The 21,853-nt window shown below is 37.5% G+C and carries 20 protein-coding genes; 9 read left to right on the forward strand and 11 right to left on the reverse strand.

Translation table 11 applies throughout. From position 1 onward, the window contains the following. Positions 1-197: 197 nt before the first annotated feature. The 4 genes from QM491_RS10595 to QM491_RS10610 form a co-directional block, all read right to left on the reverse strand. Complete coding sequence (locus tag QM491_RS10595) at positions 198-1,310, reverse strand: FecR family protein (protein ID WP_283327466.1); 1,113 nt, start codon at positions 1,308-1,310, stop codon at positions 198-200. 107 nt (positions 1,311-1,417) lie between these two features. Next, positions 1,418-2,080, reverse strand: a complete 663-nt coding sequence (locus QM491_RS10600; protein ID WP_283327467.1) for an RNA polymerase sigma factor — start codon at positions 2,078-2,080, stop codon at positions 1,418-1,420. 396 nt (positions 2,081-2,476) lie between these two features. Further along, positions 2,477-3,220, reverse strand: coding sequence for a LytR/AlgR family response regulator transcription factor (locus tag QM491_RS10605; protein WP_283327468.1), 744 nt, complete (start codon positions 3,218-3,220; stop codon positions 2,477-2,479). A 165-nt stretch (positions 3,221-3,385) separates the two neighbouring features. After that, positions 3,386-4,516 (reverse strand): sensor histidine kinase, encoded by a 1,131-nt coding sequence (locus tag QM491_RS10610; RefSeq protein WP_283327469.1) that lies wholly within the window; start codon positions 4,514-4,516, stop codon positions 3,386-3,388. Positions 4,517-5,240: 724 nt separating this feature from the next. Here QM491_RS10610 and QM491_RS10615 point away from each other — a divergent pair. Both QM491_RS10615 and QM491_RS10620 read left to right on the forward strand, forming a co-directional pair. Further along, positions 5,241-7,442 (forward strand): carbohydrate binding family 9 domain-containing protein, encoded by a 2,202-nt coding sequence (locus QM491_RS10615; protein WP_283327470.1) that lies wholly within the window; start codon positions 5,241-5,243, stop codon positions 7,440-7,442. Positions 7,443-7,527: 85 nt separating this feature from the next. Further along, positions 7,528-7,884: a glyoxalase gene (locus QM491_RS10620; RefSeq protein WP_283327471.1), complete on the forward strand. Its 357-nt coding sequence runs from the start codon at positions 7,528-7,530 to the stop codon at positions 7,882-7,884. Here the strand turns inward: QM491_RS10620 and QM491_RS10625 are convergent. Further along, a complete protein-coding gene (locus QM491_RS10625) occupies positions 7,860-8,714 on the reverse strand; it encodes a DMT family transporter (protein ID WP_283327472.1) in 855 nt (284 codons plus the stop codon). The genes QM491_RS10620 and QM491_RS10625 overlap by 25 nt on opposite strands. A 120-nt stretch (positions 8,715-8,834) precedes the next feature. Here QM491_RS10625 and QM491_RS10630 point away from each other — a divergent pair, with 120 nt between their 5' ends. Next, positions 8,835-9,869: a threonine aldolase family protein gene (locus tag QM491_RS10630; protein WP_283327473.1), complete on the forward strand. Its 1,035-nt coding sequence runs from the start codon at positions 8,835-8,837 to the stop codon at positions 9,867-9,869. An 84-nt stretch (positions 9,870-9,953) separates the two neighbouring features. Here the strand turns inward: QM491_RS10630 and QM491_RS10635 are convergent, their stop codons facing one another. Together QM491_RS10635 and galK are read right to left on the reverse strand one after the other, a co-directional pair. After that, positions 9,954-10,991 (reverse strand): UDP-glucose--hexose-1-phosphate uridylyltransferase, encoded by a 1,038-nt coding sequence (locus tag QM491_RS10635; RefSeq protein WP_283327474.1) that lies wholly within the window; start codon positions 10,989-10,991, stop codon positions 9,954-9,956. 83 nt (positions 10,992-11,074) lie between these two features. Continuing rightward, positions 11,075-12,226, reverse strand: a complete 1,152-nt coding sequence (gene galK / locus QM491_RS10640; protein ID WP_283327475.1) for a galactokinase — start codon at positions 12,224-12,226, stop codon at positions 11,075-11,077. Between the two features lie 387 nt (positions 12,227-12,613). On the opposite strand from galK, the gene QM491_RS10645 reads away from it, so the two are divergent. Then, positions 12,614-13,621, forward strand: coding sequence for a LacI family DNA-binding transcriptional regulator (locus tag QM491_RS10645; protein WP_283327476.1), 1,008 nt, complete (start codon positions 12,614-12,616; stop codon positions 13,619-13,621). A 178-nt stretch (positions 13,622-13,799) separates the two neighbouring features. Here QM491_RS10645 and QM491_RS10650 read toward each other — a convergent pair whose 3' ends face one another. After that, on the reverse strand, positions 13,800-14,435 hold the full coding sequence (locus QM491_RS10650) for an AlbA family DNA-binding domain-containing protein (RefSeq protein ID WP_283327477.1): 636 nt from the start codon (positions 14,433-14,435) through the stop codon (positions 13,800-13,802). Positions 14,436-14,746: 311 nt separating this feature from the next. Between QM491_RS10650 and QM491_RS10655 the strand changes: the two genes are divergently transcribed. Then, positions 14,747-15,712: a phytanoyl-CoA dioxygenase family protein gene (locus QM491_RS10655; RefSeq protein WP_283327478.1), complete on the forward strand. Its 966-nt coding sequence runs from the start codon at positions 14,747-14,749 to the stop codon at positions 15,710-15,712. Positions 15,713-15,883: 171 nt separating this feature from the next. Here the strand turns inward: QM491_RS10655 and QM491_RS10660 are convergent, their stop codons facing one another. The 3 genes from QM491_RS10660 to QM491_RS10670 form a co-directional block, all read right to left on the reverse strand. After that, complete coding sequence (locus QM491_RS10660; RefSeq protein WP_283327479.1) at positions 15,884-16,777, reverse strand: exonuclease domain-containing protein; 894 nt, start codon at positions 16,775-16,777, stop codon at positions 15,884-15,886. Continuing rightward, positions 16,774-17,094 (reverse strand): hypothetical protein, encoded by a 321-nt coding sequence (locus QM491_RS10665; protein ID WP_283327480.1) that lies wholly within the window; start codon positions 17,092-17,094, stop codon positions 16,774-16,776. Before QM491_RS10665 ends, QM491_RS10660 begins: the two co-directional genes overlap by 4 nt. 126 nt (positions 17,095-17,220) lie before the next feature. Further along, positions 17,221-17,610, reverse strand: a complete 390-nt coding sequence (locus QM491_RS10670) for a helix-turn-helix domain-containing protein (RefSeq protein ID WP_283327481.1) — start codon at positions 17,608-17,610, stop codon at positions 17,221-17,223. A 98-nt stretch (positions 17,611-17,708) separates the two neighbouring features. Between QM491_RS10670 and QM491_RS10675 the strand changes: the two genes are divergently transcribed. The 4 genes from QM491_RS10675 to QM491_RS10690 are packed head-to-tail and all read left to right on the forward strand — an operon-like array spanning position 17,709 to position 21,564. Then, positions 17,709-18,002 carry a hypothetical protein gene (locus QM491_RS10675; RefSeq protein ID WP_283327482.1) on the forward strand — a complete coding sequence of 98 codons (294 nt, stop codon included), beginning with the start codon at positions 17,709-17,711 and terminating at the stop codon, positions 18,000-18,002. Positions 18,003-18,017: 15 nt separating this feature from the next. Next, positions 18,018-18,314 carry a hypothetical protein gene (locus tag QM491_RS10680; protein WP_283327483.1) on the forward strand — a complete coding sequence of 99 codons (297 nt, stop codon included), beginning with the start codon at positions 18,018-18,020 and terminating at the stop codon, positions 18,312-18,314. After that, positions 18,311-18,583, forward strand: coding sequence for a hypothetical protein (locus QM491_RS10685; RefSeq protein ID WP_283327484.1), 273 nt, complete (start codon positions 18,311-18,313; stop codon positions 18,581-18,583). The genes QM491_RS10680 and QM491_RS10685 overlap by 4 nt, the downstream gene beginning before the upstream one ends. Positions 18,584-18,585: 2 nt before the next feature. Then, on the forward strand, positions 18,586-21,564 hold the full coding sequence (locus tag QM491_RS10690; protein WP_283327485.1) for a primase-helicase family protein: 2,979 nt from the start codon (positions 18,586-18,588) through the stop codon (positions 21,562-21,564). Positions 21,565-21,853: the final 289 nt, after the last annotated feature.

The following is a 21,853-nucleotide window of genomic DNA, read 5'->3' on the forward strand; positions in this document are numbered from 1 at the left end:
GAATCTTGATGAAAAGCCTGAGAAACTTTCGGATGTACATTATTAAGTCGATGGTGTTGGTAGCACCGTCGGCTTTTTTTTGAATAGATAAATCCTATCTACTCATAGGAGGTGATTTTGATTTATAGAAAAAAGGCATTTAGAGTATTTATTAGGTTTTTAGATTGTTTTTCTTTGTTAAAATAGTTGATGGTGTACTAATTACAAGGTTTACCGTAAATTGTTACTTGTTGGTCTTGCACTTCGTAGGTGGCTTCTATTACCGAACAAATCAGACGTATCTTTTCGGACAAAGGCTCATCGCCAAGGCTAGCCGTAAGCTCACATGCTGACATCAGTTGTTGATCATAGTTGATTTTTACATGATAAGTATCTTCCAACATCTTGAATACTTCCGATAATGGAGTATGTTTAAATTCAAAATTTTGGGTTTGGATACTCGGTAGTTCACGAATCATTTGTTCTGAAACATTTGCCTTTTGTAAGGCTAATTTTTCTCTGAGTAAAGTAATTTGCTGATTAGGTATCAAGATAGCTTGGGCAGTTATTGCCTCTATAGCTTGAGGTTGCTGAGCGTCCTTTGCAGTATATACCCACACTTTACCTGTCTTTACAATTACCTTTACTTGTGTATCATTGGCAAATGCTTTAATAGTAAAACTCGTTCCGAGCACTTTGGTTATTAATTCGTTGGCATATACTAAAAAAGGTTGTTGAGGATTTTTGGCTACCTCAAAAAAAGCTTCTCCAGACAACACCACTGCGCGCACAGAATCATCAAATTGAGAAGGATAACTTAGTCTACTTTTGGGTTGTAAAATTACCGAACTGCCATCTGGTAGAGTAATCACCATAGGCTCGGAGGACTTATTGAAGGTTTCGAGCATTTTGGGAGTGCTTACCACGGTAGCCACCGTTTTGGTATATAGTTCCGATGGTCTATTGCCCCAGTAATCATAGGCATACCAAGTAAGTCCCACAACGGCAATAATACTGGCAGCCCAACGGATTAACTTCGTGGTAGACCAAATTGGGCGAATGACAGGCTTGCTTTGCGCTTCTCGCTGATTGGCAGCAGCTACTATTTGCGCCACAGCAAGATCTATCTCATCTTCAGAAATTTCCTCTTGAGCATTTTTTAGTGTGATTACAATTTTTTGAGCCTTCTCAATTACTTCTGATTTTTCTGGATTTTGCAATAACCAGTTTTTCCAGAACGCTGAAGAATCGGGCGTAGGCTTCAATACCCATTCCCGAAAGAATGCGTCCATTGCAAAATCATTAGCTGAAAAGTTTTTGTAATCGAACATAGAATATCTTGTATTTTTCGCACTTTGCTAGTAATAGCCTTTGCTCATACTCAGATACTCACTTTGGAAGTTATTTTTTTGAAATATTTTTTCTAAAAAAGAAAAAACTATTGAAGTCTAACGTTAAAGTACAGATAATAAAGAAGATAGACTGCCAATTGCCAATTTTGTTTTAGGTTATGAATCGCTCTTTGCAATAAATTAGAAACAGATTGCTTATTCATATCCATAATTTCAGCAATTTCTTCGATGCTTAGTGTTTCGTAGAATTTGAGAAAAATTACTTCTTGCTGACGTTTAGGGAGGTTATTCAAGACACTTCTTACTTTTTGCTCATTTTCTGCAAAAAGCTCCAACGCAATAATGGTAGACTCTACATTGGTATTTTCCGAAAAAGGTGACTCCGTATCAAAATCATCTAAAACCCATTTCTTTTCTTGATTGAGTTTTTTAAAAAGATTGTGTTTCAGCGATTTAAGCAGATAAACCGTCACAAAAGGTGAAGATTGTAGATTTTCACGCTGATCCCAGAGGTATAGAAATAAGTCCTGAATACAATCTTTGATGAGCTCTCTATCCTTTGTAAACTTCGTCGCATAGTTGTAAAGTACACGGTAATGCTCACTAGCTAACTGCCCTAGTGCTTCACTATCGCCACTTTTAAATGCCAACCAAAGTTGTGTATTCCTTAGATTACTATCCATAGATTCCTCTTTACATCCCAGCGCAAAACTACCAGTAAATTGTATAATAACTGCAATTAGTGTCACTTTTTTAAAGAGCTTATCCTGCTTTTAGAATTGAGTGATTTGTGATTTAGTGATTGAGCGATTATGCTAAATTTTGTATTATTGTTGTAGAAACGCAACACTTCACTTCTTGAGAAGATTCATATTCAGCGTTATACCATCAAAACATGGGTCATTCCTAATTGAGTGAGTTGAGATTGAGAGAATTATAAAAATTTGTATTCTAACAGTAGAGACACAAAGATTGCGTCTTAAGCGGTGTCAGATATAGCGTAGTAGTATCAAAAAAGCGGTCGAAAATTGTTTTTCGACCGCTTTTTTGATGAAATGGACAGAATTATCTATTTCTGATGTTGTATTTGGGAAGTGGATAAAAATCGAGATAAATTATGTTTTTTCGATAATACATCTCAAGACTTACTTCACTGCCAAAACTCCTGTTTTATATATTTTCTCAAGAATATCTTCTCTAAAACTTCTTCCAATTGGCAATGAGCGATTGTTGACAATCAGGTCATTAGCCTCAATAGAAGTAACTTTATAAATAGCCACAATAAAAGATTTATGAATACGAGCAAAGTCATCTTCTGGTAGTATCTCTCCAATCCCATTCATGGTTTGATACGTTACATACGATTCGGTAGTCGTGTGAACGCGTATATAATCTTTTAAGCTTTCGATAAACAAAATTTCATTGAAATATACTTTTACAATACGTTTATCAACCTTTATAAACATCGCTTCGGGCTTACCCGCAGGTGCTTGTGGTTTAAAAGCATTAGCCTCCGTAACTAAGTCTATTTCTTCAGATTTTTGTTGAACTTTATTTACAGCTTTCACAAATCGCTGAAAAGGAATCGGCTTTACCAGATAATCAATCACATCTAATTCATAACTTTCTACTGCGTAATCGCGGTAAGCAGTTGTAATAATAACCTTTGGAGGGTTATGTAAGCTTCTTAGTAGTTCTAATCCATCCAAGGTTGGCATTTCTATATCCAAAAACAACAGGTCAACACCTCCTTTTTGAAGGAGGTTAAAGGCTTGAATACCGTTTTCGCAACGCCCTACAAGCTCCAATCCCTCTACCCGCTGAATAAAAGTCTCAAGCACATCAAGGGCTAGTGGCTCATCATCTACAATTAGCGTTTTTAATTTCATATAATTCAAATCTAGTTTTGGGAAATATCTTTAAAGCTTAAGGCGCAGAGAGCAATAATCAGTCAACGGCATATCCGTTATTTGGGTTAAACTCATTGGCTCTAAACCCTAGACAACAACCTAGAAATCAAGCAATTATTTTATAAAAATCCCTACAGAATACCCCTAAAATCCTATCTGAGATTGAGATTCATTCAATACTGTTGGCTCAAAAGGCAATTCTAAACTAATAGAATACTCCTTGGCTGTTGGTAATATTTCTAACTTATAGTTGTTGCCGTACAAAAGATCAAGACGGCGTTTTACATTTTTCAGTCCTAAGCCTTTATGTTTTTTTCGAGAAGACTGATTATCAAAACGTGGATTTGTAACCCCAAAAACCAGCTTATCAGCATCTATATTAAGCAGAATTTTCAGATGTATTTCACCCGTTTCGTGCGAAGTACCATGCTTAAACGCATTTTCAATAAATGGTAATAGCAACAAAGGAGGTATCTTCTTTTTATCTACTTCGCCTACAATATCAAATGCTAAATGTAGCCGTTTTCCAAATCGCAGCCCTTCCAAATCCAAATAGTTTTTGATATGTTCTACTTCCTTCCGAAGAGTAGTTTCCAAACTATCTGACTCGTACAACATATAGCTCATCAAATCAGAAAGCTTTACGACAACCTCTGGCGCAAGGTCTGATTTTTTCAAGGTCAATGAATATAAATTATTCAGGGTATTGAAAAAAAAGTGTGGTTGAATCTGCGATTTCAAGAACTCCAATTCGTTCTTAAGATTCTGTTTTTCAAGGTCTTTAATCCTTTCTTGATGCCCAATCCAATCTTTGGTCAACTTAATACCAGTGGTCATCCCAAATACCGAAATCATATCAAACATTCTCTTGACAGTGGGCTTGGGGTCAAAAAGAATATCTGGACGATACCCTACTGGACAATAATTGATATAAATCAAATGATTAATTAAAGTTTGAAAAAATGCCACAGCAACAAAAGTTGACCCAGTAAGCAAAAAGACATATTGGAGATATTTGCCTTTTAGCAAAAACTTTGGAATAAAATAATAGATATTAACATACACCAAAGTCAAGTAAAAGGGAAATTTTACGGCAAATTCAAAAAAGGCTTCTGAATAGTCATCTTTCAGAAAACCTAGATAAAGCGTATTGTACAAGCTAATTACTATCCAGAAAAGCGTATGATAAACAGCTCGTCTGGCCAGAATTTTCTTTAGCGGGATGTCCTGTAAAATAACAGTGCGTGTATGATTGAGAGCGGCTGATGTTTCCAAAATATTATTTTAATATGTGTAAACAAGAATTTTTGATAAAATCCTGTATTTCAACTTCGTATAAAAATCCAATTCTATTTTGTCTGTATCCAAAATCTCACCTAAGGCTATTTCTTGGTAATCTTGTTTATCAAAATTAAGAATAATCCTTTGTGTAAAAAATGCCCTAGGTCAAAAAATAAGAGCTTTTTCGACAAACAACTCCGAAGGAATGATAAGTGCCTTCTGGGCTCAAAACGTCATTGGTCGAGTACTTATTCAAGCTTGGCGAATAAATTTAGCGGTTAGTCCTAATAATATGATTTTTGCAAGAAGTTTTTTGGTTACACTTCGTTTAACAAACTTGTTGAGGTTCTTCTGAACGTAGCGAATGGACTGGTGAGACATCCATTTTGTGAATCTCAACTTTGGTTAAAAGATTAAAATTAATTTGGTTAGGGGTTAGGGACTTTGCTTTGCTTTGTCCCTAATTTTATGCGCAATTGGCATATAGCTGAAGGGAGTTAGCCTTGAGCAATGGGCATGATTTTTCTTGGCTAGTTATAGCTTTACGTATGCTACATTCAAATCAAAAAAAGAGCTAGTACGTTAATTGACAAACGATTACTCCTCTATTCTAATTGCCATTCAACACAAATTTGAATCGTCTTTTAATCAGTTTTCAGAACTTTGCTTTTCCAAAAAATCAACCTCTTTCTTCCATCAACAAGTAAATTTTATCAGTATGTTAAAGCTTTTACAGCTAGGAAGCCTTTTGCTTCTTTCATCATGGGCATTGGCTCAAAATACCTTCACGCCACAACAACCTCGACAAAAAACCATCGCAAAGAGTATTGTCAAACCCTTAAAAATAGATGGTAAGCTCGATGAAACAGAATGGAGTGAAGCCCCCACAGTAAATCTTGAATTTGAAGTAGAGCCACATCAAGGACAAAAAGCCAAACAAAACACTTCTGTCAAGTTACTTTACAACAAGGACTTTCTGTATATCGCTGGTATTTGTCATGATTCTTTAGGAAAAAAGTTATTACGAGCACCTGATTTTCGTCGAGATTTTGAACCTCGCAATCACGATTCTTTTGGTATTACAATTGACGGTTTCAACGACAAACGTAATGCCATGACAATGATTACCAACCCTTATGGTACTCAGCGTGACTTGCTTGCCTTCGACGACCGTCTTTATGATGTAGACTGGGATGGACTTTGGCGTGTACGTACCTCACGCTCCGACTCTGGCTGGGTGGCCGAAATGGCCATTCCTTGGCAAACACTTCGTTATCCTAAAAATCAACAAACGCATTCGTGGGGAATTAACTTTTTCAGAAATCGTCGTTCGAGTAATTCCACGTATTCTTGGTCGCCATATCCTCGCTCTTTTTCGGTCAATCGCATGGAATATGCTGGGGTTTTGGATAGCCTCTTAGCACCTCCACCCTCTGTAACTAATATCCGAGCGATTCCCTATATGCTCTATGCTTATGACAATTACAAAGGAACGGGCTATGAAAAACAAGGTGGTTCTGGGACTTTTAAACCTGGCGGAGAAATCAAATGGGCGATTAATCCCAACACCGTTTTGGATTTAACGTTTAATACTGATTTTGCCCAAGCAGATGCCGATCGACAGGTCAATAATGTGACACGTTTCTCTGTCTTTTTTCCTGAAAGAAGACAGTTTTTTCTCGAAAATGCTTCTCTATTTGGCGTAGGCTTATCGCCAATTGAAGATTTAGCGGGTGGTGCTATGCGTATTCAACCATTTTTTAGTAGAAGAATAGGCTTAGATGCCAACGCACGTCCTGTACCAATTGAAGTAGGTGCAAGAATGGTATATCGCTCTGAAAAAAGGAATTTTGGTGCCATCGCAATCCGTCAGAACGATGGAGGAAGTATTGGTAATACCGATTTTTTTGTAGGAAGATTTTCTGAAAATATTGGCTCTCAAAACCGTATTGGAGCGCTTTTTACCCTCAAAAATACCAACGACTATAACAACCTGACAGGTGCTGTAGATGGCTTTTTCCGTCTGTCCAATGTACTTTCTTTGAGTTCGATGGCAATGTTTTCTAAAAACTCCAATGAATCAAATACTGGTTTAGCAGCGTATAATCAGTTGCATTATCGCAATAATCAGGTGGTGGCATGGTACACACAATCGTACGTCAGCAAGGAGTATAACCCTGAAATGGGTTTTGTGTCTAGAAACGATGTATTGAGCAATACCCCAGGATTTTATTTGACCGTTCGTAAACCTTGGTTGCCTAAATGGGTACGTAGCTTCGAGCCTGGTGTGTTTATCGAGTATTATCATAAAGCATCAACAGGTACTTTACAAGAGCGTCAACTTAATTTCAATCCTATTTGGGTCAATCTTCAATCTGGTGGATTTGCGGGTATTTTTTATGCCAACTATTACCAGCGACTTGACGAATCTTTTGCTCCTTTGGACATCGAAATCAAACCTGCTGAATACAATTACAATCGCTACACACTTTATTTGGGTAGCGACCAGTCGAAAAAGATTTCTTATTTCCTAAATCACGAACGAGGAGGATATTATGATGGAAGTTTGAACTATACCTCTTTTAGCTTGAGACTTGCGCCTTCTCCTCATTCGTCCTTTAATTTAGGTTTTGAAAACAATGATTTTAAAGAAGTGGGTATTCTCAAAGAATCTAAAAGCGTGCAGCTTTATAGCATAGAAGGACGTTTGGCGTTGAATCCACGTTTGCAATTGATTGGTTTTTATCAAAAAAATACCCAAAACAATCGAGATACTTTCAATGTTAGATTTTCGTGGGAATATCGCCCACTATCATACATTTATTTAGTATTCAACCAAAGAGGCTTTACGGGCACCGATTTTACCAATCAGCAAGAACAACATTTGATTAGTAAAATATCTTATTTGAAGCAGTTTTAGGTAAAATTTCAGGGAGAAAAATTAGCTTTTTCTCCCTAAATATTAACTAGCAGTAAAGACTCTTTGGAAGTATAAAAAAGTACTTATGCGTCCAGAAATCATCACACAACCCAGCGAGTCTGTTGTAGAAAATTTTCAAAATCAAACACTCAGACCTATTCTAAAACAACAGAATGAGCTGTTATTAGCCGTTTTTCGACAATATGTTTCGGTTAGAAAAGGTACTTTTTTCAAACTGTCCGAAACAGAACAACTAGAATATATTAGTCATTCGGTGAAAAGAGATATGAAGTTTAAGCACTATCTCGAAGGTATTATTGCAGGGCATTTTACGTTAGAGGAATATCAACTTTTTCTAGAAAATGAAGAAGAATTAACCAAACGTCTTATCAATCTTTTGGTTCAAAGATTACAATCTCAACTACGTTTGTTAACTAAGTAAATACCGAGCATTACTATCAAACCACCCACAATTTGTTCAGTTCTTAAAACCTCATCGAGTAAAAAATAAGAAATAATAGCAGTTAATACAGGTTGAAGTAATAAGGTTGGCGACACTACTGCCGCAGGAATGTGCCCTAAAGCGTAGTTGATTGATAACCAGCCAATCAAGTGACATATTACCCCCATTCCGACAAAAGACCACCATGTTTGGGTATCAAAATGGAGTAATTGCCAATCGCCAAACCAGCAGATTCCCCAAGAAAGTATCATACAAGGAATGAGTGACCAAGCCATAAAATTGACGGTATCTATGCCTCCTCTGACTTTCTGCGTCACCAGCATATACCCTGCATAGAATACCGCCGCCGTTATCGCCATTAAATGTCCAATGCCCACGCTTTGATTCTGCGCTAAATCTTTTCCTGCCACAATAAAAACACCTAGCAAAGAAACTCCTAAGCCAAACCAATAGCGTCTTGAAAGGGATTGTTTGAAGAAAAACATAGCCCCCAAGCCCACAAAAACAGAGGCATTATTGGCTAATAAAGTAGATACTGAGGCAGATGTTTTGAGAATAGAGATATTCCAAAAAGACATATCGAGCACAAACAAAAGACCGCCCAGCCCAATCCAACTAAGTGTTTTGGTAGAAGGTACTTTCACCCCCTTGATAAACCAAATAGGAAGCAGTCCTACAAAACAAAAAAAGTAGCGGTAAAAACCCGAAGTTAGCGCTGGCGCATGAGCCACTTTGACAAATATTGCCGACCATGCAATACAAAATACGCCCAATAATAGGCATAGATAAGCTTTAGTAAGTTGATTCAAGGTATTGATTAGTTTGTAAACAGAAGTTGTAATTTTTTCACTTCTCCAAAATTAAGTAAATTGCCGAAAATCCAATTAGCAATTTTTGTAAACAATTCATTATCATCAACTACATTCACCATGAGTCAATTAAGACCTTTAGAATTACGAAGCGATACTTTTACCAAGCCCACTCCAGCCATGCTCGAAGCCATGTTTAGCGCAGAAGTTGGCGATGATGTTTTTGAGGAAGATTATACCGTCAAAAAACTAGAATCCAAAGCTGCTGAAATGTTTGGTTATGAAGCTGGTTTGTTTTGTACGTCGGGCACTATGACCAACCAAATTGCTATCAATGTCCACGTCAACCAAGGTGATGAGGTGATTTGTGATGCCCTTTCACATGTGTATTTGTATGAAGGCGGTGGTATTGCCTCCAATTCATCGGCATCTGTGAATTTGCTTCATGGCAATAGAGGACGAATCACTGCCGAGCAAATTATAGATGTGATTCAGCCTGACAATTTACATCACCCTGTTTCTAGATTAGTATCTTTAGAAAATACAGTAAACAAAGGTGGTGGTGCGTATTACGATATTCAAGAGATTGCCAAGATTAAAGAAGTATGTACTGCTCACAACATGGCATTGCATTTGGATGGAGCACGTATTTTCAATGCCTTAGTCGAAACAAAGGAATCTCCCAAGCAATATGGTGAACTGTTTGACTCTATGTCTATTTGTCTTTCTAAAGGACTTGGTATTCCTGTAGGTTCTGTTTTATTGGGTACTAAAGACTTTATCAAGAAGGCTCGTCGTGTGCGTAAGCGTTGGGGAGGCGGTTGGCGTCAAGCTGGCTATTTGGCGGCAGCTGGGATTTATGCTTTGGATAATCATGTTGACAGACTCACTGAAGACCATCAGCGTGCAAGAGCTATTGGCGCATTGATGTCTCAAAAATCAGAGGTATTGGAAGTATTACCTGTGGATACCAACATTGTCATTTTCACTTTGGACAATGGTATTCTATCTTCTGACTATGTCAAAAAATTGGCTGATGTAGGTATCAAAGCTGCTACTTTTGGCAAGCATCAAGTCCGCTTTGTGACGCATTTAGATTTTACAGACCAAGATTTAGAAGAGTTTTCTGCAAGAATTAAAAAGGATATTTTGTAAATAAAAAGGCACGAAGTAGCATAGAGTTCACCATGAATCTTTGCTACTTCGTGCCTTTTGACTTAAAATATTTGGCTCAATTTACTAAATACTTTTATAATGTACTTCTGGTAAATCTCTTAGGATTGCTGCGCTTTTTTCTGCTGAAATATCTCTTTGTGGATTGGCTAACATTTCATAACCTACCATAAATTTCTTTACAGTTGCCGAGCGTAGCAACGGTGGATAAAACACAAAATGCCAGTGCCATTCATCGTGAGGCAAACCATCAGTTGGTGCTTGGTGAATACCCGCAGAATATGGAAATGATGTTTCGAAAAGATTATCATATTTCACAGTCAAACGCTTGTAGGCATTTGCTAAAGCATCACGCTCCTCAGAAGTCATCTCGCTGATACGTGCCATTTTACGCTTTGGAATCAACATAGCTTCAAAAGGCCACACCGCCCAGAAAGGTACCAACGCAACAAAATGCTCGTTTTCGAACAATAAACGGTCTTTTTTCTCTAATTCTTTTTCCAAGTAATCAGCCAAAAGTGAACGATTATGTTTTGCCCAATATTTAGCTTGAGCATTTTGTTTCTTTAGGGGTTCGTCAGGAATTCCACTTTGTGCCCAGATTTGTCCGTGTGGGTGTGGGTTTGAACATCCCATGACAAAGCCTTTATTTTCAAAGATTTGAACGTAATTGATAAAATCCTTTGCACCTAAAGTATTGTACTCGTCAACCCAAGCATCAACTACAGCACGAATTCCCTCTTCTGACATTTCTGGAACTGTAAGGTTGTGAGCAGGTGAAAAACAAATCACACGACCTACACCTCTTTCTGTTTTTGCCAAAAATAATTCGCCATCTTCATACTTTTCGTCTGGCGTATCTTTTAGCAAAGCTGCAAAGTCATTGTCAAAAACATACACTTGCTCATAATTTGGATTTACTTCGCCATTGGCACGCGTATTTCCTGCACACAAATAGCAATCAGGATCATGTGCTGGACGTTCGTCATTAGCTAATTTTTCTACCTGACCCTGCCAAGGACGTTTGGCACGGTGCGGTGACACTAATACCCAACTTTCGGTAAGTGGGTTATATCTACGATGTGGATTTTCGTCGAAATTCATAAAGGATATAAGCTGTTAGCAAAATGCTTTAAGCTTTTTTGTTTTTTATCAAGTCGAAATTTTACTAATCGACAAGACTGATTTTAAACTAATTCTGTTCCGTTGGTGAGTGCTACTACATAATACACCAACTCACGGTTATATTCTTTTTGATATGCTTCTGTTAATTGACTAATCAGAGCGTCTAATTGCGTTTTTTCAACAATATTAACAGTACAACCACCAAAACCACCTCCCATCATACGTGAGCCAATGACAGCAGGGTTATTTTTAGTTTGGTCTACCAAAAAGTCTAATTCTGGGCAACTCACCTCATAATCATGTTGTAAACCGTGGTGGGTTTCATACATTTTTTGTCCAAAAGTTGCCAAATCATATTGCGATAGCGCTTCACAAGCAACCTCCACACGTTCGATTTCTCCAATTACATATTTGGCACGACGATATACAACGTCAGTCATTGAAGCTTGTACCTGTGCCAACATATCGAACGAAACATCTCTCCAAGATTTAATACTAGGGAATTGAATTGCAATCAAGCGTAAAGCCTCTTCACATTCCAAGCGACGAGTATTATATTCAGAATCTCCCAAAGAATGTTTTACACCAGTATTACACAAAACAACAGCATGTTCAGGCAATGCAATCGGGAAATATTGGTAAGAAAGGTCACGGCAATCCAAACGGATTACTGAATCTTTTTTACCAAACATTGAAGCAAACTGGTCCATAATACCACAGTTTACACCAACGAAATTATTTTCAGCAGCTTTCGAAATTTGCACCATTTGCAAAGTAGATAAGCCCAATTCGTAGATATAATTGATAGCAAAAGAAAGACCCGTTTCGACAGCCGCAGATGAAGAAACCCCCGCTCCCAAAGGAATATCGCCTCCGAAAACCAAATTAAAACCACCAAACTGCTTACCTGCTTTTTGAAGCTCGTCTACCACTCCAATCAAATAATTACACCAAGAATACTCAGATGCGACAGGATTATCGACCGAAAAAACGGTGGCACTATCCAAATCGAAAGCAACTACATGGCATTCATTGTCTGTACGTGGAGAAATAGAAAAGTAAATAGCTTTGTCGATACTGGCAGGCAATACATAGCCATCGTTATAGTCGGTGTGTTCGCCAATGAGATTGATACGACCAGGAGCACGAACTGTAATCGTTGGTTTAGCCGAGAAAGTATCGATAAATTTTTTGATGATTGATTCCGGATACATGTTAATTTGTTTCAAAAAGATTGCATAAGGTAAGATGACATTTGGTTGGTACTTTTCGGTGATTTCAAAAAAGACTAGACCTTCTAAAAACAACACACTTGTCACCGTAGGCCAAACAGTACGAAAAAACTTAAATGTAAAGTCTTTTTTATCAATTGGCACAAAAGGATATTCAAAGAAATTAATTTTTCGAGCAAAAAACTAACATAGCCGATTGGGGAGACTCTCATTTTAACAAAACTTGAGTAAAATGGGCTATAAAGGGTATAATCAAACATTTGCACAGATTTGCACAATTCAGAGAATCGTAAATCCTACTAAGACTATTGCAGGAATGTTTGTAATTTAGCAGTTCCATAAGCTAAGGCTTGGGACTTCCTGAAAAATATGCAAAAGACACAAGTTACAATCAAACATATAGCGCAAGCACTGAATATTTCTATTTCAACGGTTTCACGCGCATTACAAAATCATCCACGAATTGGTTTGAGAACAAAAGAAAAAGTTTTTGAGATGGCACAAAGACTCAACTATGTTCCAAATCCTGCGGCGATTTTACTCAAAAAGAATAAAACCTTTACCATCGGAGTAGTGCTTCCTCATTTACAAGAAGAGTTTTTTTCGCAAGCTATTACAGCCATTGAAGATGTTATTTCAGCAGAGAACTACAATGTAGTCGTTAGCCAGTCACGTGATAAATTAGAAAGAGAAAACAGAGCTATCAAGTCCTTTATCAGTAGTCGTGTAGATGGTGTTATTGCTTCCATTTCGGCCGAAACTACTCAGTATTATCAGTTTAGAGAATTAGAAAGATATGGTATTCCTATTGTGTTTTTTGATCGTGCTCCCAAAGATGTACCTGTCAACAAAGTACGAGGAAATATAGCAGATGCGGCCTTTGAAGTAATTGATTTTTTGGCCAATAAAGGAATAAAAAAAGTAGCAATTTTGAACGGCCCAGCCAGTTTAGAAATCTCTGATGAACGCTTAATGGGTTATTGGGGAGCTATGAAAAAGTTTAATCTTCCAATTATTCAAAACTATATTAAGTCTACAGATTTGAGTAAAGAAGATACCACTAAAAAAATGATTGAGTTGTTGAATGGAGAAGAATTGCCAGAAGCCGTTTTTTGCTTCAATGACTATGTAGCATTGTATGCCATGCAAGCCTGCAAACAAAAAGGTCTTGTACCCAACAAAGATATTATGTTTGTAAGTTTTGCAAACCTTCCCATTACGACCTATCTAGATAATCCTCCGCTGGCATCGGTAGAGCAATTTGCCTATCAAATGGGAGAAAAAGCAGCACAACTGCTGTTAAAAATTATCCATGCAGAAAAAGAAACACTTGAACCTGAAGACATTGTAGTCAATACCAAGCTGATTATACATTGAGTTGGGCTTTAGGCTGTAGGCATTAAGCAAAAATGTAATCATGATTTCATTAGAAACACTTTTATACTTTTCAGCCATTGTTGGTCAAAAGACCAACAATGGCAAAATCCTACTAACTTATTTCCGAAATCAGAAATGCCAAATCAGAAATAGTTGGATATTTGTCATAAGGCACAGTTTATTGTTGTTTTAAGACAAACTGTGGAGGGCGCTGTTTGGACAACATCAGTAAAATGCCTTCATATGTTAAGGTTTCCAACATTTTTTTAGCACGGTATTCCGAAATATTGACCAGTTTGGCATATTCTCGTGCCGATACTCTTTTATTTTTCTTCAAAAATACCATTAGGTATTTTACATTTTGCTGCTCCAACAAGTTACTTTCTACAGTTTTGTCGGTTTTATCCAAGATTTGAGACATTTCTTTGGATACAGGAGTAGTTTGGTCATTGGCTCGAACATAAACAGTTCGATTACCTTTTTCATCCAAAGCTTCGTGCGGTTTATCAGAACTTTCGTCAATCTCTACGACCAAAACTTTTTTCCTGTTTTCCCACATAATAGCGCGATAACGAATATCGAGAGGGGGAATTATCAAATGTTCGGCAGCCTCAGCTAACTTAGTCATTTCTTCCAACTCGGAACACCCTTTTACGGTACGGTCATCGTTAATGCCAATCAAAAGGGTACCTCCCGCAGTATTAGCAAATGCCGAAAGTGTACGTGCTATTTTAAAAGGGCTATCAATTTTACTTTTAAACTCTAGCTGAGAAGATTCTCTTTGCGTTAAATATTTGGTTAAGATTTCTGACATTTTATCAAATTAAACAAGCCATATTCTGCTGTTTACAGAAAGTTAATTTTCTTTAATCTATTTTGAACTTTTGAAAATCGTTTTTTAACACGAAGTATTATTTTATGCAAAGATACATATTAGCATCGTCTATCAGTTCGAAATAGTTGGAAGCAAAGTAGTTTTTCAAAATTTCGAAAAAATAAGCTATCTTGTAAAGTCTTTTCCTTCTAAGCTAATCCACACATACATCGAACGCCATCAGAAGGACCTATAAAAAAATCTTCCATTATAGATTGTAGTTTTATCAAATTTTATAAATCATCTATGTTATGAATTTACCTTGGGTAGAATCACCTTTTTTTAACGAAATCCTCAAAACCAAGAATCTCACCGAAGAAGAGAAACAATTAGCAACCGAATATCACAAAAATGGTTTTGTTGTATTAAGAAATGTTTTTTCAGAGGAAGTAATTGACCAAGTAAAAGCCGATATGAATCAAAAAGGCTTTAACGAAGACTTCCCAGTAACTGTTTACCGTGATAAAACTCGTATTCAGGATCTTTGGCAATACTCAGATAGTACCAAGCAAGTTTCGTCGAACGACACTATCATGAAAACCTTGGAAATGCTTTATGACCGTGAGCCTATCCCATTCCAAACGCTCAACTTTAAGTTTGGTTCTCAACAAAGAGCACACTCTGACACCATTCACTTTAGTTCGATTCCTGCACGTTATATGTGTGGCGTTTGGGTGGCTTTGGAGGATGTAACTCCTGAAAATGGTGCAGTATTCTACTACAGTGGCTCACACCGTATGCCAGAATACAACTTTGCACACATCAAAGATGCTCCAGAAGATACGACGTACAATGACTACGTTCAGTATGAAGATTTTATGCAGAGTATCATGAACGTTTCGGAGTTTGACAAGAAATTCTTTTATGCAAAAAAGGGAGATGCTTTGATTTGGTCTTCAAATATTATTCATGGAGGCTCAAAAGTAGAACTAGAAGGTAGCACTCGTTATTCGCAAGTAACACACTATTACTTCAAAGATTGTATTTATTATACGCCGATGTTGTCAAACATGGTTACCAACGAGCTGTATTTACGCAACGGATTCAAGAATATCAAAACTGGAGAGAGTGTCGAGTCTAATTTCAATGGGCACGTGATCAATCCATTACAAACAGCAAATGACAAAGCAATTTTGAACAATCGATTGGATGATGTGAAAAAAATCTTAAAATTGATAAAATTAAAAGATAAGATTGTTAAGAAGTTATTCAAATAAAGCAAAAACGCCTCTCGAAAATGTTTCGAGAGGCGTTTTTGTTGGTGGAGACGGAGAGATTCGAACACCGAAAAGTTACCACTAATACCGCTTATTTTAACGTATGGGGCATTTTTCTCGTTGACGTATAGAGAATTTCCACTGCCACTCAGCTTTTTTTGTGATTATTTATTAAAAATTTAATAGCTCTATAAACTCCGATTCTATAAGCACCTGAACATCTAGCCCTTTACTAATCATTTGTTCTACTTTCTTCATTTTTGAGGATTTCATTTCTAATCCCACTTTATACAAATCTTGCTGTCCAACTACTAAAAACTTGGTATTTGACGTAACTCCATCTTTAGGCACTCCTCCAATTTTAGCTACTAATTCTCGTCCTCCTTCTTTAGTAAAAGCCGAGAAGGTTCCAGAAAAAACCACCTCCTTACCAAAAAATGGATGTGCTTCATTTTCTGTCAATTCTATATTTAGTTTTCTTCCTAGTGGAGTACTGGTTCTAAATCTATTGGAGAGCTTGAAATAATTTGTATCTATAAAATCATTGATTTCTTCTAAAGACTGAACTGCGGACTCCTGAAGAATATTCTTGAATAAGAGTGCTGTAACTTCCGCATCTTCTAAGGCATTATGATGATTAAATTCAACACCTAATTTCTCACTTACCAATGAGGCTAGATTATAAGCTAATTCATTTGGCCAGATTATTTTTGATAAATCTAACGTACAATAAGTGGTCATTGGAATGTTTTCTAACTCATAGTGATTTATCAAATGAGCAAGAACATTGAAGTCAAATTTCCCGTTATGTGCAACCAAGGTTTGGTTTTCTAGGTATGGCTTTATCTCGTGCCATAATTCTTTAAAATCTGGCTGGTCTGTCAACATATCAAGCTTTATTCCATGCACTTTATATTGCATGAATCCTACTTCTAATGGTGTAGGCTTGATTAACCAGTATTTTTTTTCAACGATTTGTCCGTCCTCTACCTTCACAAGTCCCAAAGAACAAGCACTCCTCCGAAAGTTATTTGCAGTTTCAAAATCTATAGCGGTGTAATTCATTTTAGATATGCTTTAGCAGGTGAATTTGATATAATTTCTAAAAACTCTGTTGTAGTAAGTTTTTGCATACTTGCCAGTCTAGCATTAATTAGTTTATCCTTATTTTTAGCTAGAGTAATAGAACTTAGATAATTACTGATTAGAACTTTATCAGAGTCAAAATCCTCAGTAACAATGAACTTTACATTGTCACCTAAATGCTCGTAATACTTTGTTCCTATTCCAGAACAGTAACCTACAAGTTGTCTTAGATAATGATTGGAATCTGGTATTGATTCTCCGAAGAATACCAACTGATTTGAAAATGGGTTCGTCATTGTCGGTGTATATAGGTTGATTATTGGTTGAATTATTCACTTATATATAGAACTTTATCAATAGGAGAAGCCAACAAAATGGGCATTTCATCGCTTCTCGACTAATTTCTATTAAGCATAAATGTTTTAATTAGGTACAGAAGTCGGATTTTTTGCAGGGGAGCCCCCTTTAATTTTCTCTGCTTCCAAGTCCTTGATTTTTTCTTTTCTTAGCTCTGCTAATTCGCGTAACAGCTCGTTTTCTCTTGTTAAAGCCTGCTGGAATCTATCATATTCCACTTTACTAATCACAACAGTATCAAGCTCTTCACTCTTTTCTGTTTCGTAAAGTTGATTTTGAGTTACTTCGAGAACCTCAGCCAAAAGCAACAGTCTCTTTCCCGTTGGCATAGTTATTCCTTTCTCCCATTTCTCGACCGATTGAAATGACACTCCTAGTTTTTCCGCCAGTTGTTTTAATGTCAGTCCTTTCGCTATTCTGATTCTTCTAATATTTTTTCCGAATTGTGATTCCATAGTAAAAAATTCACTTTTTATTTGTATAATTCACTTTATAGGTGAATATTTGCACAGTACAAAAACACAGTAATTAAGCACAGTAAAAATACGTAGTTATGCAGTTAAATCAAATCTTATCGAAAGAAGAGGAGCGTATATTATTGAATGGTCGGATAAATGCTATCAAACCAATCCTCATATCTATTCCAAAATGGAGACGCAAGCTTTACGCTAAAAATCCGATTTATCAGGCGAAAGAATTCCATGTTCAAAATGTGCTTAGGAACAAAAGCACGAACCTTGAACTTACAGATCTATTGGAACAAATTGTGACTGAATACCTTCAAGAAAAAGAAGGACAGGAAGACAGAAATGAAGATATACGCTCTCGCTTAAACATCAAAATGTAACCCCCATTTACAATAATGAACAAAGCTACGTCTTTGCAAACTCCACGGACGATTCAGGAGTTTGCCAGAACCTTTATGGCCTTTTCGCAGGGGTCTGAGGTAAATATCAAACACCTAGGTGGTGGATTCTGGGAATGTGAATTTACTGTTTATCAACAATTTAACTGGGGCGACCCCTCGCACTGGAACTCGGTTAAGGATTGGCCATCGGAACTATATTCTTATGCCTTTTTCTCCGATTATATCTGGAACCCACAGTGTAATTCTTTTCAACGTATTCATACCATCGGCTTTAATTTCCAAATACAATGACTGTCACCTCACATACTACTAGCTATCAATTGTTGCGCCTTTATCTGGCGGGGCAGCTCTCTCCAGACGATTGCCCTGCGGCTATCAAGATTTGTAAAAACAAGTTGGACTTTCTAGCCACTTGTATCGGCAGAGCCCATCAGGATAAGGCTTGGGGCATTAGTGGAGCAGAAGAAGATTTGGAGATATGGTTGGACTATAAACAACGCTTCGAAAATATGCTTGAGCACTTAATGCAACTTTCTGAAACACAACAAGCCCCTATCTGAAAATGTCTTATATCACAGTAAAAGAGTACTATCAACATACAAACGGAGGTCTCGATATCATTGTAGAACTTTTCCCTGAAGCTGAAAAAGCTTCAAGGGAAAAGAACCATAAGTTTAGCATTAGAGAAGAACGCACCCCAAGTGCTACTTTATATTTCCCTGAGGGCCGTGACCATTACTATGTCAATGATTTTGGCGATAAGATGTATAGTCCTATCGACTTGGTAATGATTGAACAAAATCTTGACTTTAGGGGAGCATGCAGATGGATAGAACAAACTTTCAATATAGCCTCTAAAACGCTGGGTGTGGCCACCTCCAAACCCAAACCTGAGTACCGCAAAACAAATGCTGAGGAATCAGATCCAATCGGTAAACGCTCGTGGGTAATTCAGGAAAAACCTTTATTGAGCCACCTCAAGATTCTTTTTTCTAAGTATGTATGGAGCTATTTGCAAAAGCAGGATTCCAAAAACGACGAGCAAGCCGACGATACCGCCTATCGTAACGCTATGGTACTACTTGAGCGTTATAATTTGTTTGTATTGGAGTCGTCGAGCCTTGTGGGGCGTGACAAGGAAACTGGCAAGAAGGTAGTGCATACTTTCTACTCTACGGAGTCCTACCCTATTTTTATGTACAATGAGGGTACATGGCAAAAGTTTTATGAACCGCTTAAAAGTGACCCTTCTCGTAGATTTGTAAGCTATGGGGACAAACCCCAAAACTATATGTTTGGGGAGTCTCGTATTGCGAAAATGTACGCCAATGTACAGCGCTATGCTAATAGTGAGGACGAAGAAGAGGTAAAGCTTCAGGATATTATTATCTGTACTGGTGGTAGCGATGCCCTCAATGTGGCAGCGCTAGGGTTTGAGGTGGTGTGGTTCAACTCCGAAACCGTAAAGCCCTGGAATATTGATATCAAAAAGCTGAAGGGATGGGCTCATAGGGTGTACAATTTGCCAGACATAGATGCCACTGGCAAATCAAAAGCTTTTGAACTGGCCATGTATCATTTGGATATCCATACAATTTATTTGCCCGATAGCTTACGTCTTATCAAAACAGGAAATTTTGACGAAGAAAACCGCCCCAAATACTGCAAGGATGTACGGGACTACCTGAACCATTACGGAGCCAATGACTTCCGTAATCTTTTGAATGTATCCTATCCATTTAGATTTTGGAATAAAGTAAAGGCTTTGGACTCGAAAGGTTTACCCAAAATTGTAGAGGGTAAAGAGGTCTATAAATACAGTGGTCGCCCCAAAGTATTGTTAAACTTCTTATACCGCAATGGCTTTGCTCAGATAGCCACCAGAGCTGGCGTATTTCAGTATGTCAGAATAGACAAGAATATCGTCAAGTCGGTAACAGTCGAAGAAATCAAGGAGTTTATTGATAATTTCTTGGAAAGCATTCATGCCGAACCTGAACTGTTGGATGCCTTTATCCGCTCGAAGGACATTAGCGAATCTACATTTAGTCGTCTACCCAAAATCACTTTGGAGTTTAAGGATCACGACCGCAATACCCAATTTATGTTCTTCAAAAATGAGGTTTGGCGAGTTACCAAAAACGATATAGAGGTTATCAAAGCCCAAAAAGCTGATAGATATGTCTGGGAAAATGAGGTAATAAAACCTTTGTGTTTTGACGAAGATGGTAACGATTTGGAGCTGGAAGTAAAACGGACTGACCCCTTCTTTAAAATCCGTAAAGACGAAGAAGGAGACTTAGTAATCGACATTTTGCGAAACGATAACCCATTCTTAAACTTCTTGATTAATACCTCCAGAATCTATTGGCGCAACGAGCTGGAAGATAATCTTGACCGCTCAGGCTTGGACAAAGAAGCCTATCGTAAAAAGCACCAATTCTCAATAGCTGGTCCATTATTAAAACCCGAACAGCAAAAGGAACAGATGCAACACCTCATAGCCAAGCTTTGCGCTTACGGGTATTTTTTGCATCGTGAAAAGGATGATGCCAATACCTACTGTGTGTGGAGTTTGGACTATGTCATGCGTGATTCCGAAAAATCGCAGGGTGGTACTGGTAAATCTATTTTCGGTAAAAGCCTTATGCACCTGATGCAATACGAGACCCTAGATGGACGAGAAAAAGACCTTACCAAAAACCGACATATCTATGAAAATGTAACGGAGCATACCGATTACCTCTTGGTAGATGATGGTGCGAAGTACTTGGATTTCCCGTTTTTCTTCGCCCTTGTTACCACCTTTATGAAGGTAAACCCCAAGGGTACCAAGTCCTACAACTTGATGTTTAAGGATACGCCAAAGCTCCATATCTCAAGCAATTTTCCACCGATGGATTCAGACGACAGTACACTTCGTCGATTGTGGTTTTTAGCGTTTTCGGATTACTATCACTACAACAGTACTGGCGAGTATAGGGAAGTACGTAGACCTATTGATGAGTTTGGAAAAAGCCTTTTCCAGCATTTTAACCGTGACGAATGGAATGCCTTTATGAATATGGCAGCACAATGTATTCAGGCATTTATGGAGTATGGTAAAGTAGAGCCTCCCATGTCTGAAATCATGGCTAATACCTACCGAAACAAATTGGGACCGAACTTCTTACAGTGGGCTAATATGTACTTTCAGGAGGATAACGAAACGCTTAACTGCTATATACCAAGGTATAAAATCTTTGAGACCTATAAAATGGAAGTAAGCAGCGATATCACAGCAGCCACCTTCAAAGACAAGATTGTGATGTACTGTAGAATGAAAAATTGGACATTGAACCCTCTCGATGCCAAACATATACAGGAGGATAGAAGGATTAATATCAAGTGTGCTACCAGAGAGGTATATGATAATAAGATAAAGTCCTGGTCTACCATAGAATTACCCAAACCGCAGTCAATAGAACATTTCTATATACAAACGCCTGGTACCGATATTACAGGCCGAGGATTACCAGAGAAAAAGAGCTTACCATTCTAGTACAGTATGATAAGAAGTAGTGGCCAATGCTGAGGAGTCGAAATCTTGCAGGACAAAGCTCCACAGCATGGCCACTCTGATTAATAATTATTAACCAAACCAAAGTTAAGAAAATGACACAAGACGAAAGAAAAAAACTCAGAGAGCATTACAATCTATTACCAAACATCTGTAAGCTTCCCCAAAAATAGTACGGATTAAAAGTTTAAAAAGTGTGATATTTTTTAACTTTAGGTAAGTATTATGAAAAGGAGCAAATTTAGTCCGACCGAAATTGCCAAGATTCTTA

It is taken from the genome of Flectobacillus longus, assembly GCF_030056705.1.
Taxonomy (GTDB): domain Bacteria; phylum Bacteroidota; class Bacteroidia; order Cytophagales; family Spirosomataceae; genus Flectobacillus; species Flectobacillus longus.